Here is a 15,588-nt window from a genome sequence, read left to right as displayed (position 1 = left end):
CAGGCTTGGCCCCGAATACACTCCCGCCGGCCCGCGATGGCAAGGGTCGCCGCCCCCCTCCGCCCCCTGCCCGCACGGTTTCCGGGAAACACATTCCGGTTTTGACATGAATCAAGGCGCGACTCGCCGCCGTCGGCAGGATGCAGCCAAAGGGACCCGCGACGGCGTCCCGAAAAATGATGGTGAGGATCATGGTTGATACGGCCTCTCACGGCTCGGGCGGCTCCGGCGGGACGGGCGACCTCTACGGCGACCTTTGGGTGCTGACGCGCGACTTCGACCCGTCGGACGGCGGCGGCGACGGCGCGCCCGTGCTGGACGAGAACGGCCAGCCGATTCCGATCGGCTGGAACCCCGAGACGGGCGAGCTGTTCCCCATCCACCTGGTGGAGGGGACCGAGGGCGACTGGGAAGTCCCCCCCGCGCTCGAGCCCTACGTGCAGGAGGTCGAGCTGGAGCGGGCGAACATCATCCGCTCCCCCGACTCGGTGGTCGAGAACGCGCTGGACGAGGCGCTCGGCAAGATCGAGGCCGGGACCGAGATCGCGGCCGACCCGAGCGGGCGCATCGCGGTCGACGGCGTGCTGATCGACAGCCCGCGGGAGTGTCTGGCCCTCTACAAGCTGATCATGACGGCGGGCGGCGCGACCTCGTGGACCGAGGCGCAGGCCAACGCCTCCGAGCTGCCTGCGAAGCTGCAGGACCTGCTGGCCACGGGCTGGAACCCCACCGGCCTGCTGGCGGGCGTGTTCAACAAGTTCGTGCCGGTCGACATCGACGCGGTGCTGACCGCCCACACGCTGATGGAGGTCAACGAGGTCGACAGCTCCGGCCCGACCACGACGGTGGACTACTACAGCTTCCTCCAGGACGGCGGCGAGGCCTTCGACTACGACCGCAAGGCGACCTTCGGCGACGTCTGGGTGCGCTGGTACCAGGACATCGACGGCGACCCCTCGGACCTCGAGGCGGTGACGCGCACGCTCTACGACCTCGCCTGGGGCCGGGACCGCAACGGCGACGGCATCAACGACGTCGGCAGCGGCGTCGACTGGGTGGACGAGGCGCTGGCCCTGACGCCCGACGGGCTGGGCTACGAGCGGGTTCCCGCAACCTCGGCCGGCGTCAACGACTGGGCGCAGTCCGTCGAGGACCACCGCGCCGCGATCTACGTGCTGCACGAGTTCGTGGGCGCCGAACAGGTCGAGGCCCCCGGCGACGAGGACGAGCTGATCCTCGGCGGCCCCACGGCCGACCTCCTGGCCGGCTGGGGCGGCGACGACACGATCATCGGCTACGGCGGCGACGACACGCTCGAGGGCGGCGACGGGGACGACATCCTCAAGGCCAACGCCGGCGACGACACGCTCGACGGCGGGCGCGGCGAGGACGTGATGCGCGGCGGCCGGGGGGACGACGTCCTCTACCGCGGCGGCGGCGCCGACCGGATGTTCGGCGGCGACGGGAACGACCGCATGGCCGGCGGCTTCGGCGCCGACGCGATGGACGGCGGCGACGGCGACGACCGGCTGGTCGGCGGCCGCGGCGCGGACCGCATGATCGGCGGCGAGGGCGCGGACCGCTTCGTCTTCATGGCGCCGGACGCCGAGGTCGTGGACGTGGTCGAGGATTTCCGGGCGCGCCTGGGCGACCTCGTGCACCTCGCCCGGATCGACGCCGACGCCTCCAGCGCCGAGGACGACGCCTTCGGCTTCATCGGCTACGCCGCCTTCTCGGGCGACGCGGGGGAGCTGCGGGCCGTGGACCTGGGCCGCGTGCAGCGGATCGAGGGCGACGTGGACGGCGACGGCGCGGCCGACCTCGTCGTCGAGCTCGCGACCGGCGGCACGGCCGTCGAGAGCTGGTTCGTCCTCTGAGGCTTCCCCGGGGGGCGGCGCCCCGCCGCCCCCGGCATTCTCCAGGCGGCGCCCCGCCGCCCCCGGCATTCTCCAGGCGGCGCCCCGCCGCCCCCGGCATTCTCCAGGCGGCGCCCCGCCGCCCCGGCTCTCCCGGGGCGGCGCCTTCGTCGCCCCCTCCGGGCGCCGCCGCGACCTCGCGCGTCGCGGCGGCGCCTCGCCGTTTGGGGCGTTCCGTTCCGGCCCGCGCGCGGCTAGGGTGCGCTCCGAACCTGGCTGCGATGAGGGAGCTTCATGCCGCAGGCGCTGGAGGGGAAGACCGCGGTGGTGACCGGGGCGGGACGCGGCGTCGGCCGGGCCATCGCCCTGAAGTTCGCCGCCGCCGGGGCGCGGGTCATGGCCTGCGACCGGGACGAGGCCTCGCTGGCCCAGACGGTGGAGCGGATCCGGGAGGAGGGCGGCGAGGCGCAGGCCTTCGCCGCCGATCTCTCGGCCGCGCTGGGCGTGCAGAACCTGATGGCCTCGGCGCTCGACGCCTACGACCGGGTCGACGTGCTGGCCAACGCCATGCGGGTGATCGAGCCGGGCGACCTGCTGGAGATGGACGCCGCCGAGATCGGCAAGAGCTTCGATCTGAACGTGCGCGTCTCGTTCCAGCTCTGCCAGGCGGCGGCGCGGCGGATGATCGCCCAGCGCGAGGAGGCGACCGAGGCGCCGGCGGCCGGCGCCTCGACCGGGGCCATCGTCAACCTCAGCTCGGTGGCGGCGCGGCGCGCGGCCCCCAAGACCATCGCCTACTCGGTCGCCTGCGCGGCGATCGAGCAGATGACCCGCTCCATGGCCGTGGCGCTCGCGCCCGAGGGCATCCGGGTGAACGCGGTCGCCATGGGCTCGTTGATGACGGCGGCGATGCGCGAGTCGCTGCGCGAAAGACCCGAATCCCGCGCCGCCATCGTGCGCGCCACGCCGCTCGGCCGGATCGGCGACGCGGCCGAGGCGGCGGAGGCGGCGCTGTTCCTCGCCTCCCCCGCCGCGGGATTCGTCACCGGGCAGATCGTGGACGTGGACGGCGGCCGCTCGATCCTCGACCCGCTGGACCTGCCGGCGCTGTGAGCTCGCCCCGGAGTTGACAGCTGTCAACTCGGGCTCGCCTGCAACCGAAAACGCGAAGGCCGCCCCCGTCGGGGGGCGGCCCTGCGTCTGCGGTCCGCAGATCTCGATCCCCGGGGGGCCTCAGCCCATCGAGGCGACGAAGCGGTCGAAGAGGTAGTGGCTGTCCATCGGCCCCGGGCTCGCCTCGGGGTGATACTGGACCGAGAACACCGGCTTGCCCGCGACCTTGATCCCGCAGTTGGAGCCGTCGAAGAGCGAGACGTGCGTCTCGACCACGCCGGCGGGCAGGCTCTGGGCGTCGACGGCGAAGCCGTGGTTCATCGAGGTGATCTCGACCTTGCCGGTCTCGAGATCCTTCACCGGGTGGTTCGCGCCGTGGTGGCCGTGGGACATCTTCACGGTCTTGCCGCCCAGCGCCAGCGCCAGCATCTGGTGGCCGAGGCAGATGCCGAACAGCGGCAGCCCCTTGTCGAGCACGCCCTGGATCATCGGCGCGGCGTAGACCGCGGTCGCCGCCGGATCGCCCGGGCCGTTGGAGAGGAACACGCCCTCGGGATCGTGGGCGAGCACCTCCTCGGCGGTGGCGGTGGCGGGCAGCACGGTCACGTCGCAGCCGGCGGAGGCGAGGCAGCGCAGGATGTTGCGCTTGGCGCCGTAGTCGACGGCGACCACGCGACGGCCCACGCCCTCGCGTTTCGGGAACCCGCCCGGCCAGGCCCAGCGGGTCTCGTCCCAGCGGTAGGACTGGGCGCAGGAGACGTCCTTGGCGAGGTCGGCGCCCTCGAGCCCGGCGAAGGCGCGGGCCTTCTCGACCAGGGCGGCGGGGTCGAAGTCGCCCGTGGCGCTGTGGGCGATGGCCACATGCGGCGCGCCGTTGAGGCGGATCGCGCGGGTCAGGCGGCGGGTGTCGACGCCGCCCACCCCGATCCGGCCGCGCTTGGCGAGCCAGGTCGACAGCGGCTCGGCCGAGCGCCAGGACGAGGGGGCGGTCGGGTCCCAGCGGGCGATCATGCCCAGCGCCACCGGCTGGTCGGTCTCGTCGTCCTCGGAATTCGCGCCGACGTTTCCTATATGGGGGAAGGTGAAGGTCACGACCTGCCCCGCGTAGGAGGGATCGGTCATGATTTCCTGATACCCGGTCATCGCCGTGTTGAAGCACAGCTCGCCGACCGATTCGCCCTGCGCGCCGAAGCCTCGCCCGAACAGGACCGTTCCGTCCGAGAGCGCGATGCAGGCCGTGGCGCCCGGCGGAACGGGCAGATCGGCGGCGTCGCGGCGTGCGGCGGTCGGGGTCGCGGGCGACATGGCGGCCTCCTTGCAGGGCCCGCCCGGTGAGGCGGACCGCGGGATCGGGTTGCGGGGGATTCCGAAGCGCGCGGAAGCTATGTCCGGCGCTGCGGCGCGTCAAGGCGCGGCGAGGGCGAAGCGCCCTCCTCCGCCCCCGGCGCGGACGAGAGACGACCCCGCGGCAGGCGATGCGGGGGGCGCCTGCGCCCCCGCGAGCCCGGGAGACGCGCGCCGACGCTGGCGAAGCCGCGCGGGTGCGCTACACTCCCTCCCTGCGGCGGCGCGTTCCCGCCGCCGAAAGCCCGGACGAGCAGCCCCGGGCGGCAGAAGACGACCCGCCCCCGGGACCGGCCGAAGACGCGGCCGAGGGCGCAGCAGGCGACGACGACGGCCCGTGGAATCGGTCCACGGGCGTGTGCGGAGTGCGACTCGGATGCTGCATTGCAGGATCGGAATGAAATCAAAGGCTTGCCAAATTTTCGCCGCATTGGCGACTCGGCCGGCTTGGGGTAAGTTGAGCGCCCAGTTCATCCCCGCTACGGGAGCCCTACATGCGTGACCGCATCATCGCGGCCCTTCGCGACGCGACCGAAGCCGAGGACGCGACGCGCCTCAGCACGCTTCGCCTGATCTGCGCGGCCATCCAGGACCGCGAGGCGGCCCGCGCCGCCGACGAGGAGGCGGGCGGCGCGCTGGACGACGCGGAGGTCCAGGAGATTCTGGTCAAGATGCTCCGCCAGCGCGAGGACAGCGTGCGGCGCTACGAGGAATCCGGCCGGCTCGACCTCGCCGAGGAAGAGTGCCGGGAGGCGGAGGTGATCCGCGAGTTCCTGCCCCGCCCGCTGTCGGACGACGAGATGCGCGCGGCCATCGCCGCCGCAATCGCCGAGACCCGCGCCAGCTCGCTGCGCGACATGGGCGCGGTGATGACCAAGCTCAAGCGCCGCTACTCGGGCCGCATGGACGTGTGCAAATGCGGGGCCGAGGTGCGCAGCGCGCTCGCCTGACGCCCCTCGCGTCCCGCCGAAATCCCCAAGGCCCGGCCCCTCGGCCGGGCCTTCGCGTTCGCGCGCCCCTTTCCCTGCGGCCCCTGCCCGCCTAGCCTGCGGCTCCCCGACCCTTCCCGGACCCGGAGCGCCGCATGTCCCCTGAGAAACCCCGCGTCGTCGTCACCCGCCGCCTGCCAGAGGCGGTGGAGGCGGAGCTGTCGTCGCGCTTCGACGCGGCGCTGAACGCCGACGACGCGCAGATGGACCGCGCCGCGCTGGCCCGGGCCTTCGCCGAGGCCGACGCGGTGCTGTGCACCGTGGGCGACCGCATCGACGCGGCCGCGATCGGGTCCGCGCCGCGGGCGAAGATGGTGGCGACCTTCTCGGTGGGGACCAACCACATCGACCTCGACGCGGCCCGCGCCGCGGGGCTGCGGGTCAGCTCGACGCCGGGCGTGCTGACCGACGCCACCGCCGACATCGCGATGTCGCTGATCCTGATGGCCATGCGCCGCTGCGGCGAGGGCGAGCGGATGGTGCGTGCGGGCGAGTGGCACGGCTGGACGCCGACCCAGCTTCTGGGCCGCGACCCCACCGGCGCCACGCTGGGCATCGTGGGCATGGGCCGCATCGGGCGGGCGACGGCGGCGCGCGCGCACCACGGCTTCGGGATGAAGATCCTCTACGCCAACCGCTCCGAGGTCGATCCCGGGATGCCGGCGGAGCGGCGCGAGCTGCATGAGCTGATGGCGGAGGCGGACGTGATCTCGGTCCACGCCCCCGCCTCGGCCGAGAACCGCAACCTGATCTCGGCCGAGCTGATCGCGCGGATGAAGCCCGAGGCCTACCTGGTCAACACCGCCCGCGGCGACGTGGTCGACGAGCCGGCGCTGATCGCCGCCCTGCAGGCTGGCCGCATCGCCGGCGCCGGCCTCGACGTCTTCGTCGAGGAGCCGAAGGTGCCGCAGGCGCTGCGCGCGCTCGAGAACGTGGTGCTGCTGCCGCATCTCGGCTCCGCCACCCGCGCGACGCGGGAGGCGATGGGGATGAAGTGCGTGGCCAACCTCGACGCCTTCTTCGCGGGGCGCGAGCTGCCGGAGCCGGTGGTCTGAGGGGCGCTCAGTCCAGGAAATACATGCGGTTGGGCATGTCGACCACCAGCTTGTCGCGGTCGGCGTACTCCGCCTGCCACGGCCGGTCGAGCCGCAGGCAGTTGGCGGAGACGCCGATGATCTCCTTGATCTCGCCCACCGGGTGGGGACCGTTGAAGCGCGCGGCGTCCCACATGAAGGTCTCGCCGTCGAACTGCACCCGCACGCGGTCGAGCACCGCCGGCAGGCGGTCGATGCCGAAGATCGCGAAGTCGCGCGCGCCGCTGATGCCGTAGGCGCCGCAGACCGCGGTCATGCCGTTCTCCTCGCGCAGCCGGGCGACGGCGAAGAAGATGCTCTCGTCGCCGCGCTCGTTGTCGAAGCGGATGCCGCCCATGCGGTAGGCGTTGGTCACGCTCTCGCCGGCCACCGGCTCGGCGCCGCGCCCGGCGCAGGCGGAGAGGGCGGGGACGAGCAGGGCGAGGGCCGCCAGCGCGGCGAGGCGACGGGAGCGGGCGTGGGCGAGGCCCGGAAATCGAGTCATGAAAACAGTCCGTTGATCAGCGTCGGGTCGGGATCCGCGGGCGGGTCCGTCGCCACTTGGCGGCAACGGGGTCCTCGCCGCAAGGCTGAACGGCGGATGACTCTACGTCGGCGCCGCGCGCCGGCCGGACAGGCGGACGCCCCGGCCGCGCGGGGGCGCGGCCGGGGCGTCGGACCGGCTCCGGCGGGGCCGGGACGCGCTCAGTAGGTCTTCTGGTAGTCCGGGTAGGCCGGGGTCAGGAAGATGCCCTGCTCGGCGGTGGACTCGGGCACCGCGGGCGCAACAGGCGCGCAGGCGGCGGCGGCGAGGCCGGCCAGGACCAGCAGCGGCAGGGCGGCGCGGCGCAGGATGGGAGCATGACGGGTCATCTCGGTGTCCTCTCTGTTCGCACGGGCGGCCGGGGCTCCGGCTTCCCTCCGACGTCGCCGCCCGTGCGGGGCGGCGTCTGCCAAGGACGATGACGCGGCGAGAGGGCGGCTTTCGGGCGGGAAATCGGACGAGCCGGGACGATTTCGGGCTCGGCGCGGGGCGGCTTCGGGGCGGAAATCCGGCGCCGGGCGCGGCGCGGGGCGGCCCGAATCCCGGTCATCCGCCTGAACGGATTGCGGTTTTCGCCCGACGTCCGGCCGCGGGAGCCACGACGTCCTCGGTCATGCCGCGTTCATCCTGGATGCGGGCTGGCGCGGGCGCCGGGTCAGTTCTGAGAGATCGCCTGCGGCGCGCCGGCGGTCGGCCAGTCCTGGGCGACGCGGGCGGGGGCGAGGGAGATGCGCTTGACCACCTCGCCGGGCCGCCCGAGGGGCCCGTGCAGGGCGCCGTCGACCTGCACCCAGACGCCGCCGGCGTTGCCGGCGCGCAGTTCGGCCCCCGGCTCGTCGAGCGGGACCTGCCAGGATTCGCCGGATTCCATGATCCGCTGCACCAGGATCGAGCCGTCGCGGGCCTTCACCTGCACCCAGGCGGGATCGGTGACCACCAGCCACACCCCCTCGGCCGCGTCGAGCGCGGCGGCGGGGGCGCCGGGCGCGGGGCGCGGCAGGGTCGGATCGCCCGCCGAGGCGACCAGCGCGCCCGCCTCGGCCGGAGGCTGCGCCGGCAGGCCGGCGAGGGCGGAGGCGACGGGCAGCGACACGGAGAGGTTCGCCGCCTCCCCCGTCGCGGGGGCCGCGGGGCCCTGGAGGGGACCGGTCTCGGCCGAGGCCACGGCGAGCGGGGCGGCGCCCGCATGCGGGCCGACGCGCGGGCCGGCGTAGAGGCCCGAGGAGGACGGGTCGATCGCCGCGATCGGGCCGTCGCGCAGTTCCACCACCGGCGGCGCGATCTCGCGCGGGGCGTAGAGCTCGGCCAGCGCGGCCTCCTTGCGGGGGTCCCAGTCGCGGCGCGGCGCGACGTCGAGGCCCGGCCAGCCGCCGGGGGCGGCCTGGGCGTCGAAGCCGGGCAGCGCCACGTTGGGCGGCGCCTCGGCGGTGACCGGGGTCTCGTTCGAGGGGGCGAAGTCGACGCGCTGGATGTCCTTGACCAGCGCCCAGCCGCCGTAGCCGAGGCCCCCGATCAGGCCGGCGAGCACCAGCACCGAGGCGAGGTCCGAGAGCGACACGCCCAGACCCACCGGCCGGGCGCGGCCCACGGGGGCGGCGAAATGGGAGCGCGACAGCGCCGGGTCGGCGGCCGGACGCCGCGGGGCGGCGCCGGAGGCGCCAAGCCCGCCGCCCAGCCGGAAGCCGCCCGCGGGGGCGGCGCCGGGGGTGTTGGCGCGGGTGGTCTGGCCGACGAATCCGCTCTCGGCGCAGAAGCGCGCGTAGATCAGGTCGGCCTCGAGCCCCAGATAGCGCGCGTAGGCGCGCACGTAGCCGGGCACGAACCCCTTGTTGGGGATCACGGACGCGTCGCAGTTCTCGATCGCATCGATATACGAGGCCTTGATCCGGAGCTCGCGCTGCACGTCGAGCAAGGATTTGCCCAGCGTCGCACGGTGGCCCCGAAGCTCGTCGCCGAGCCGGACCTCGTAGGAATCGAACCCGCGCAGCGCGGTGGGGTGGTCGGTGTCCATCGCCTGCTCTGCCCTGCCGCAGATGGTGACGCGTTCGCGCGCTTCTCTAGTCGCCGCGCACGAGAGCCGCAACCGTTCGCGCGCACTGCGGACCTTACCCTGAATTTTACGATTCGCGCGCTAAAACCCGGGCCCAGTCATGGAATCAAACCGATTTTGGTGAAAACAGGGTTAAGAAATCCGCCCGCGCGGCCCGTGACCCTGGCGACACGCCGCGGGGTTTTTCGCGCCGCGGCCCCTCGCGCCGTCGCCCGGGACGGGCGCCCCGGCGTCGCCCGGGACGGGCGCCGCAGCGTCGCGCGGCCTGTCCCGGAGCGATACGGCCCCGCGGGAGAATCGCCCCGCCTCCCGCAGCCCGGCTCCGCCGCCCCGGCAGGCCGCGCGCGACGGGGATCGAGGGCGGCGCGACGCGGAGGATCGCCCCGCAGGGAGCGGCGGCGCCTCCGCCCCGCGCCGCCGGACGCTCACTCGGCCATCACGCAGAGCAGCTCGAACATCGCGTTGGCGCCGTTCATCGCGGTCAGCCCGCCGACGTCGAAGGGGGGCGAGACCTCGACCAGGTCGGCGCCCACGATCTCCTGCCCTTTCAGCATCCGGATCATGCCCATCAGCTCGCGCATGGTCAGCCCGCCCGCCTCGGGCGTGCCGGTGCCGGGCGCGAAGGCGGGGTCGAGGCTGTCGATGTCGACCGAGACGTAGACCGGGCCGGGGCCGGCGAACGCCAGCGCCTCGGCCATGACCTTGCGCCAGCCCTTCTCCTCGACCTCCTCGATGTAGGCGACCTTCATCCCGGCGTCGTGGGAGAACTTCCACATGTCGCGGTCGTAGAGGGAGCCGCGGATGCCGATCTGGACCGAGCGTTTCGGGTCCAGCAGCCCCTCGTCCGTCGCCACCTTGAACGGCGCGCCGTGGTGAAAGCGCGAGCCCATGTAGTTGTCGCCGGTGTCGGCATGGGCGTCGATCTGGATCAGGGCGACGGGACGCTCCCTGGCCACCGCGCGCAGGATCGGCAGGGCGACGGAGTGGTCGCCCCCGCAGGACAGGGGCCGGATGCCGGCGGCGACGACGCGCTCGTAGAAGCGCTGGATCTCGGAATGGGCGCCGGTCAGCTCGTAGGGTTTGGCGATGATCACGTCGCCCAGGTCGGCGATGCGCTTGGCCTCGAAGGGGCTGGCGCCGGTGGCCTGGTTGATGCGCCGGATCAGCGTGGACTGGGAGCGGACCTCGCGCGGGCCGTGGCGGGCGCCGGGGCGGTTGGTGACGCCGCCGTCGTAGGGCACGCCGATGACGCCGATGTCGGGGGGCGAGACCTCGAAATCCTCCTGCCAGGGGAGGCGGAAGAAGGTCGCGATCCCGGCGAAGCGCGGGCGCTGCATCGGGTCGGAGAAATCCAGCGTCTCGCCGTCGTCTGACATCGGGGGGTCCTTCGGTTGGAGCGGACTTCACCCTGCCCCGGAGGGAAGAGCGCTTCAATTCCGCAGGCAAGCGCCGGGGCGCGGCGGAGGGACGCCCTCCGCGGGCCGGGGTCCGGCGGCGAACGAGCCGGAGGCCCGGGCCGCGGACGGGCGCGAACTTTCGCGACGGGCGGGGGCACGAACGCAGCGGTGAAGCCGCCGCTGCGGCGCGCATGGGGGTCGTCAGGAGCGGGGCGAGCGCCTATGTTGCGGCGCGACCGGCCATGGAGTCGCGCGGCCAGGACCCGCGACCGGACGAGGACGACCTGCATGAGCATCCGACCCTGGCGCGACATCGCCCGACGCCCCAGCCGCAAGATCCGCGTGGGCAAGGTCGAGGTGGGGGGCGACGCCCCGATCTCGGTCCAGACCATGACCAACACGCTGACCACCGACATCCGGGGCACCATCGCCCAGGTGCGCGCCTGCGCCGAGGCGGGCGCCGACATCGTGCGCGTCTCCTGCCCCGATCAGGACTCGACGAAGGCGCTGAAGACCATCGTCGCGGCCAGCCCCGTGCCGATCGTCGCGGACATCCACTTCCACTACAAACGCGCCATCGAGGCCGCCGAGGCCGGCGCCGCCTGCCTGCGCATCAACCCGGGCAACATCGGCTCCGACGCCAAGGTGCGCGAGGTGGTGAAGGCCGCCAAGGACCACGGCTGCTCGATCCGCATCGGCGTGAACGCCGGCTCGCTGGAGCGCGACCTGCTGGAGCGCTACGCCGAGCCCTGCCCCGAGGCGATGGTCGAGAGCGGGCTGCGCCATATCCGGCTGCTCGAGGACAACGATTTCCGCGAATACAAGATCTCGCTGAAGGCGTCCGACGTGTTCCTGACGTCCGCGGCCTACATGGCGATGGCGGACGCGACCGACGCGCCGCTGCATCTGGGCGTGACCGAGGCGGGGGGGCGCGTGTCGGGCTCGATCAAGTCGGCGATCGGGCTCGGCAACCTGCTGTGGATGGGGATCGGGGACACGCTGCGCGTGAGCCTCTCGGCCGATCCGGTCGAGGAGGTGAAGGTCGGCTACGAGATCCTCAAGTCCCTCAACCTGCGCCACAAGGGCGTGACCATCATCTCCTGCCCCTCCTGCGCGCGGCAGGGCTTCGACGTGATCAGGACGGTCGCGATGCTGGAGGAGCGGCTGGAGCATGTGGCCACGCCCATGACCCTCTCGATCATCGGCTGCGTGGTGAACGGGCCGGGCGAGGCGCGCGAGACCGACATCGGCTTCACCGGCGGCGGCGCGGGCTCGGGCATGGTCTATCTCTCCGGCGTCGCGGATCACAAGATCGGCAACGGCGAGATGATCGACCACATCGTGGACCTGGTGGAACAGAAGGCCGAGGCGCTGGAGGCCGAGCGCGCCGCGCAGGAGGCGGACGCGGGGGCCGAGGCGGCCTCCGCCGGCCAGGCGGCGCAGTAGCATGCCCTCGCGCATCCTGACGGGCGGCGTGCTGGCGGTGCTGGTGCTGGCCGCCGGCGCCGCGGCGGCGATCCGGCTCGCGCCGGACACGCCCGCGGCCTGGCACGTGGACCCGATGGCGGCCGACGTCGGCCCCTCCGACAACTCCTGGCGCGCGGCGCCGGAGGGGGCGGCGGGGACGCCCGACGGCCAGGCGCCCAGCTATTCCGTGCCGCCCGACGAGCTGGCGGTCGCCTTCGACGCCGCCGTGCTGGCCCAGCCGCGGGTCGAGCGGATCGCGGGCGACCCGGCGGAGGGCTTCATGACCTATCGCCAGCGCAGCCTGGTGTTCGGCTTCCCGGACTACGTCTCGGTGCGCGCGCTGCCGGCGGCGGGGGGCTCGACGCTGGCGATCTGGTCGCGCTCGCGCTACGGCAAGTCGGACTTCGGGGTCAACGCGGAGCGGGTCTCAACCTGGCTCGGCCTGCTCAAGCCGCTCGAGCAGTGAGGCGCCGGGCTGGGGCGCGCAGCCGTCCTCGACCTTCCGCCAGGCGGGGTTGTTGAGCGACATCCCGCACACGGCGGTGTATTCGACCGAGCCGATGCGGATGCAGGCCCGGCCGCCCATCTCCACCCGCTCGCCGCGATTGGTGCAGTAGCAGTCGGGATAGGCGAAGCCGTCCTTGGCGGGCGGCGGCGTCCAGCCCGACTGCGCGAAGGCGGTCGGGGGCAGCGCAAGGGCCGCGAGCGCGGCCAGGATCGGTCGGAACCTCCGCATGCCTCTACGATAGGCGCGCGCGGGGCCGATCCAAAGCGCTTTTCGCGGACCCTGCGCCGCGCGCCCCCGGCTTGACGCCCAAGGCGCCGGGAGCGATGACGTCGCCATGATCGCGCGCGACGCCCTCGACCAGATCCTGAACCGGTTCGACTACCTCGAAGCCGCCCTCGCCGAGGGCAGGGGCGACGTGGCCGCCCTGTCGCGCGACTACGCCGAGCTGCGCCCCGTCGCCGAGCAGGCCCGCGCCTTCCTGGCGCTGGAGGCCGCGAAGGCCGAGGCCGAGGCGATGCTCGCCGATCCCGAGATGCGCGCCCTGGCGGAGGAGGAGCTGGCCGAGCTGCGCCGCCGCCTGCCCGAGGCCGAGGCCGCCATGCGCCGCGCCCTCCTGCCCCGCGACGCCGCCGACCCGCGGCCGGCGATCCTCGAGATCCGGGCGGGCACGGGCGGGGAGGAGGCCGCGCTTTTCGCCTCCGACCTCCTGCGCATGTACGCCCGCTTCGCCGAGGCCCGCGGCTGGCGCTTCGAGCTACTGGAGGAGAGCGCGACAGAGCTGGGCGGGATCCGGGAGGCGGTGGCGGCGGTGCGCGGCGAAGGCGTCTTCGCCGCGCTGAAGCACGAGAGCGGGGTGCACCGCGTCCAGCGCGTGCCCGCGACCGAGAGCGGCGGGCGCATCCACACCTCGGCCGCCACCGTCGCGGTGCTGCCGGAGGCGGAGGAGACGGACGTCGAGATCCCCGCCTCGGACATCCGCATCGACACCATGCGCGCCTCGGGCGCGGGGGGGCAGCACGTGAACACCACCGACTCGGCCGTGCGGCTGACCCACCTGCCCACGGGGATCGTCGTGACCAGCTCCGAGAAGTCCCAGCACCAGAACCGGGCCCGGGCGATGGAGGTGCTGCGCGCGCGCCTGTTCGACCTGCAGCGGCGCGAGGCGGACGCGGCGCGGGCGGCGGCGCGCAAGGGCCAGGTCGGCTCGGGCGACCGCTCGGAGCGGATCCGGACCTACAATTTCCCGCAGGGCCGGGTGACGGACCACCGCATCAACCTGACGCTCTACCGGCTGGGGGAGGTGATGGCGGGCGACCTCGACGAGATCGTCGCGGCCCTGACCGAGGCCGACGAGGCCGCGCGGCTCGCGGAGATGGAGGCATGAGCGCCACCCGCGCGGGCCTGCTGTCGGACGCCATCCGCCTGCTGGCCGAGGCCGGCGTGGGCGATCCCGCCCGCGACGCGCGGCTGCTGGCGCGCTGGGCCTCGGGGCTGGAGGCGGCGGCCTTCGCCGCCCGCCTCGACGAGCCGCCGGGCGTGGACGAGGCCGCCCGCTTCGCCACGGGCCTCGGCAAGCGCATCGCCCGCCAGCCGATGTCCCAGATCATGGGCAGCCGCGAGTTCTGGGGCCGCCGCTTCGAGGTCGGCCCCGACGTGCTCGACCCCCGCCCCGAGACCGAGACCCTGATCGCCGCCGCGCTGGCGGGGCCGGCTCCGCGGCGGGTGCTCGACCTGGGGCTCGGCTCCGGCTGCATCCTGCTGACGCTGCTGGCGGAATGGCCCTGCGCCTCGGGGCTGGGCGTCGAGCGCTCGGCCGGGGCGCTGGCGGTCGCGCGGCGCAACGCCGAGGCGCTGGGCGTCGCGGGGCGCGCCGACCTGCAGCCGGGCGACTGGTTCGACGCGGTGCGCGGGCGCTTCGAGCTGGTGGTCTCCAACCCCCCCTACATCCCCGAGCAGGAGGTGGAGGCGCTGGAGCCCGAGGTGCGCGGCTGGGAGCCCTTCGCCGCGCTCTCCGGCGGGGCCGACGGGCTGGCCGCCTACCGGGCCATCGCCGCGGGGCTGGAGGGCGCGCTGGCGCCGGGGGGGCGGGCTATCCTGGAGATCGGCGCCGGGCAGGAAGACGACGTCGCCGCGATCTTCGCCGAGCGCGGCTTCGCGCTGGCGGCGGCGCATCGCGACCTCGACGAGCGGCCCCGCGCGTTGGAATTCCGCCGCGCATCGGAGCATCCGGGGCGATTTTGAATGAAATCCGGGCGCCGCGCCCTTGCGCCGGGGCCCCAAGCGCATATAAGTTCAGTCGTGTTCGTCGGAGACGCCCCCTGCGCGAGGGGTTTGCAGGCTGCGGGCGTGACGAACAGCCAATCGCATCGTAGTCGCGGAAGGCGGGTCTCTGGCCCCGAACCGCCACGGTGACCGGCCGACGCCCCCGGACGGGGGATCGGCTGGGCATGGATCGGGCAGAGAACCGGACGCACATGAGACCATCGCAGAAGTCGAACCGCAACCGCGGCAAGAACAACCGGCCCAAGGGCCTCGGCAACGTGGTCAACCGCGTCTTCGAGAGCGCGGGGCCCGAAGGGAAGGTGCGCGGCACCCCCCAGCAGATCATCGACAAGTACGAGCAGCTCGCTCGCGACGCCCAGACCGCGGGCGACCGCGTGACGGCGGAGAACTTCCTGCAGCACGCCGAGCACTACCTGCGGCTGCTGTCGGCCGCCCAGGCGGAGCAGCAGGCGCACCAGCAGCAGAACCAGCCGTCGGGCCAGCAGCCGCACATGAACGGCCACGCCCGCCGCGACGACGACGAGGGCCGCCAGCCCCAGCCGTCCGGCGAGCAGCCCGAGGCCGCGCCCGCGGAAAGCCGTGCCGAGAGCCGGTCCGAAAGCCGTCGGGACGACGCCCCGCGCGCCGAGGGCGGCAAGCCCGAGGGCGCCGGCAAGCGCAGCCGCAAGTCCGACGCCGCCAAGGAGGCAGAGGCCTCCGCCGGGATGGAGACCATCGAGTCCGACGGCCCGGACGACGGCTCCTCCCTCGTGGCGACGCCCGAGGCGCCCGAGGAGGCGCCCCGTCCCCGCGCCCGCCGTCGCCGCACCCGCCGTGACAAGCCCGCCGACGGCGAGGCCCAGGCGAGCGACGAGCCCAAGGGCGACGCCGACGCCGCCGCGGTCTCCGGCTGAAGCTCGACGCCGCCGCGACCCTGATCCCCGCCCGCGCCTTCCCGGCGCGGGCGGTTCGCGTTTCGGGGTGG

At 73.9% G+C, this 15,588-nt stretch carries 15 protein-coding genes; 9 read left to right on the top strand and 6 right to left on the bottom strand.

The genetic code is table 11. The annotated features are described in order from the left end of the window. The first annotated feature begins 176 nt into the window (after positions 1-176). Together BM064_RS24085 and BM064_RS24080 are read left to right on the top strand one after the other, a co-directional pair. On the top strand, positions 177-1,877 hold the full coding sequence (locus BM064_RS24085; RefSeq protein ID WP_092865248.1) for a calcium-binding protein: 1,701 nt from the start codon (positions 177-179) through the stop codon (positions 1,875-1,877). A gap of 273 nt (positions 1,878-2,150) precedes the next feature. Then, a complete protein-coding gene (locus BM064_RS24080; protein WP_092865245.1) occupies positions 2,151-2,969 on the top strand; it encodes an SDR family NAD(P)-dependent oxidoreductase in 819 nt (272 codons plus the stop codon). Between the two features lie 120 nt (positions 2,970-3,089). On the opposite strand, the gene carA is transcribed toward BM064_RS24080, so the two are convergent. Next, positions 3,090-4,274, bottom strand: a complete 1,185-nt coding sequence (gene carA / locus BM064_RS24075; RefSeq protein WP_092865242.1) for a glutamine-hydrolyzing carbamoyl-phosphate synthase small subunit — start codon at positions 4,272-4,274, stop codon at positions 3,090-3,092. Between the two features lie 533 nt (positions 4,275-4,807). Between carA and BM064_RS24070 the strand changes: the two genes are divergently transcribed. Next, on the top strand, positions 4,808-5,263 hold the full coding sequence (locus BM064_RS24070; protein ID WP_092865239.1) for a GatB/YqeY domain-containing protein: 456 nt from the start codon (positions 4,808-4,810) through the stop codon (positions 5,261-5,263). A gap of 134 nt (positions 5,264-5,397) precedes the next feature. After that, a complete protein-coding gene (locus tag BM064_RS24065) occupies positions 5,398-6,357 on the top strand; it encodes a 2-hydroxyacid dehydrogenase (RefSeq protein WP_092865236.1) in 960 nt (319 codons plus the stop codon). A 7-nt stretch (positions 6,358-6,364) separates the two neighbouring features. On the opposite strand, the gene BM064_RS24060 is transcribed toward BM064_RS24065, so the two are convergent. From BM064_RS24060 to speB, 4 genes are all read right to left on the bottom strand, one after another. Continuing rightward, complete coding sequence (locus tag BM064_RS24060; RefSeq protein WP_092865233.1) at positions 6,365-6,880, bottom strand: hypothetical protein; 516 nt, start codon at positions 6,878-6,880, stop codon at positions 6,365-6,367. Between the two features lie 200 nt (positions 6,881-7,080). After that, entirely contained in the window at positions 7,081-7,248 is a 168-nt protein-coding gene (locus tag BM064_RS27660; RefSeq protein ID WP_177236389.1) for a hypothetical protein, read from the bottom strand. Positions 7,249-7,574: 326 nt separating this feature from the next. After that, positions 7,575-8,930 (bottom strand): helix-turn-helix domain-containing protein, encoded by a 1,356-nt coding sequence (locus BM064_RS24055; protein ID WP_092865230.1) that lies wholly within the window; start codon positions 8,928-8,930, stop codon positions 7,575-7,577. A gap of 464 nt (positions 8,931-9,394) precedes the next feature. Continuing rightward, complete coding sequence (gene speB, locus BM064_RS24050) at positions 9,395-10,345, bottom strand: agmatinase (protein ID WP_092865227.1); 951 nt, start codon at positions 10,343-10,345, stop codon at positions 9,395-9,397. A 309-nt stretch (positions 10,346-10,654) separates the two neighbouring features. Between speB and ispG the strand changes: the two genes are divergently transcribed. After that, on the top strand, positions 10,655-11,812 hold the full coding sequence (gene ispG / locus BM064_RS24045; protein ID WP_092865224.1) for a flavodoxin-dependent (E)-4-hydroxy-3-methylbut-2-enyl-diphosphate synthase: 1,158 nt from the start codon (positions 10,655-10,657) through the stop codon (positions 11,810-11,812). Between the two features lies 1 nt (position 11,813). After that, entirely contained in the window at positions 11,814-12,299 is a 486-nt protein-coding gene (locus BM064_RS24040) for a DUF1499 domain-containing protein (RefSeq protein ID WP_092865221.1), read from the top strand. Here BM064_RS24040 and BM064_RS24035 read toward each other — a convergent pair. Next, positions 12,261-12,569: a hypothetical protein gene (locus BM064_RS24035; RefSeq protein ID WP_092865218.1), complete on the bottom strand. Its 309-nt coding sequence runs from the start codon at positions 12,567-12,569 to the stop codon at positions 12,261-12,263. The genes BM064_RS24040 and BM064_RS24035 overlap by 39 nt on opposite strands. Positions 12,570-12,675: 106 nt before the next feature. On the opposite strand from BM064_RS24035, the gene prfA reads away from it, so the two are divergent. From prfA to BM064_RS24020, 3 genes are all read left to right on the top strand, one after another. Continuing rightward, positions 12,676-13,725 (top strand): peptide chain release factor 1, encoded by a 1,050-nt coding sequence (gene prfA / locus BM064_RS24030; protein WP_092865215.1) that lies wholly within the window; start codon positions 12,676-12,678, stop codon positions 13,723-13,725. After that, positions 13,722-14,582 (top strand): peptide chain release factor N(5)-glutamine methyltransferase, encoded by an 861-nt coding sequence (gene prmC, locus BM064_RS24025; RefSeq protein ID WP_092865212.1) that lies wholly within the window; start codon positions 13,722-13,724, stop codon positions 14,580-14,582. Before prfA ends, prmC begins: the two co-directional genes overlap by 4 nt. A gap of 233 nt (positions 14,583-14,815) precedes the next feature. Then, on the top strand, positions 14,816-15,517 hold the full coding sequence (locus tag BM064_RS24020) for a DUF4167 domain-containing protein (protein ID WP_092865209.1): 702 nt from the start codon (positions 14,816-14,818) through the stop codon (positions 15,515-15,517). Positions 15,518-15,588: the final 71 nt, after the last annotated feature.

The sequence above is a fragment of the Albimonas pacifica genome (genome assembly GCF_900113695.1).
Taxonomy (GTDB): Bacteria; Pseudomonadota; Alphaproteobacteria; order Rhodobacterales; family Rhodobacteraceae; genus Albimonas; species Albimonas pacifica.
This window is presented reverse-complemented; position numbering and strand designations above follow the sequence as displayed.